Origin of the sequence: Mesorhizobium sp. M7A.F.Ca.ET.027.02.1.1 (assembly GCF_004022985.1) — a bacterium.
Lineage (GTDB): Bacteria > Pseudomonadota > Alphaproteobacteria > Rhizobiales > Rhizobiaceae > Mesorhizobium.
This window is the reverse complement of record NZ_RZOL01000806.1, coordinates 1-1,024: the sequence shown is the minus strand read 5'-3', so window position 1 is coordinate 1,024 and position 1,024 is coordinate 1. Positions and strand designations below refer to the sequence as shown.

The following is a 1,024-nucleotide window of genomic DNA, read 5'->3' as shown; positions in this document are numbered from 1 at the left end:
GACAGGTACCGGAAGCGCTGATTTTCCAGGGAAATTCTGTCGCAAAAATGGGGCGCAAAAGTCGACATTCCGCCGATGACTTTCGCGACACCCAAGATCATCGTTCCGAGCCAGCTTTCTTGAAAATCCATCACAAACCGGACTGTCTCGTTCCCACCCACTGTCCGCCATTCTATGACTTTTTGCTGACGGCCTAGTCTTCGATTTCGATGCCGACGCCCTGTGCTTCGCCGCCGGAGAACTCCGGCATGATATCGCCGGCCAGCAGCTTTTCCTTGCTGAGCAAGCCCGCATCCTCGAGCGCCTCGAAGTCGGGGAGATCGCGAAGGGTTTCAAGCCCGAACTCCAGCAGGAATGCCTGCGTGCTTATATAGGTGTAGGGCGCGCCCGGCTGCGGCGCGCGCGGGCCGGATGCAATGAACCCGAAGGAGCGAAGGTTGCCGATCAGGTCGCGGCTGATCTCCTTGCCGAAGAAGCTGGACAGCTCGGCGCGGGTGATCGGCTGGAAGTAGGCTATGCACATGAGCACCAGCACCTCGGACTGGGTGAGGTCAACCGCCCGTTCACTTGTGCAGACGGCAGTGCGGATCGCGTCGGCATAGGCCGGACGGGTCAGGTGCTTCCAGCCGCCGGCGACGGCCACCAGGTCATAAGGGCGGCCGCGCAACTCCTCGCGGATGTCGTCGATGAGAAGGTCGATGCTGCAAGTCTTGCCGACGATCCGGGCCAATGTCTCTCGCGTCACTGGCTCGCTCGCTGCGAAGATGGTTGCCTCGACGCGGTTCATCCATTCGCGCCAGCGGGCGTCCGGGGGCAGGTGATCCAGCTCCCGGTCGAACAGACCGTCATCTGGTCGCCCCTTTCCTCTCCTCGCACGAGTCGCTTCCGCCATCGTCCTCAAATCCCATAGATGCGGAAGGTCGTGCGGCCGCTGAGCTCGCGCACGGCGCCGAGGTCAACCAGACGATCGAACAGGCGTCTGCTGGCTCAGCGCGACAGGTTCCTGGTGGTCAACGTTCCCGAC

Annotated in this window: 2 protein-coding genes and 1 pseudogene; 1 reads left to right on the top strand and 2 read right to left on the bottom strand. The window is 62.0% G+C overall.

Going from position 1 to position 1,024, the window contains the following annotated elements; all coding sequences use genetic code 11:
* On the top strand, nt 1-197 hold a 197-nt coding region (locus EN749_RS38400), incomplete at its 5' end, for a hypothetical protein (protein WP_210214765.1).
* Here EN749_RS38400 and EN749_RS36295 read toward each other — a convergent pair.
* Together EN749_RS36295 and EN749_RS36290 are read right to left on the bottom strand one after the other, a co-directional pair.
* Nucleotides 194-892, bottom strand: a complete 699-nt coding sequence (locus EN749_RS36295) for an SMC-Scp complex subunit ScpB (protein ID WP_128365026.1) — start codon at nt 890-892, stop codon at nt 194-196. The two genes, EN749_RS38400 and EN749_RS36295, sit on opposite strands and share 4 nt — an antisense overlap.
* A gap of 5 nt (nt 893-897) precedes the next feature.
* Nucleotides 898-981: pseudogene (locus EN749_RS36290) on the bottom strand (DUF1403 family protein); the annotation flags it as partial.
* Nucleotides 982-1,024 lie beyond the last annotated feature (43 nt).

Excerpts from the sequence above, each read along its gene's own strand:
- EN749_RS36295 (WP_128365026.1), bottom strand. The coding sequence starts at position 892 with ATGGCGGAAGCGACTCGTGCGAGGAGAGGAAAGGGGCGACCAGATGAC.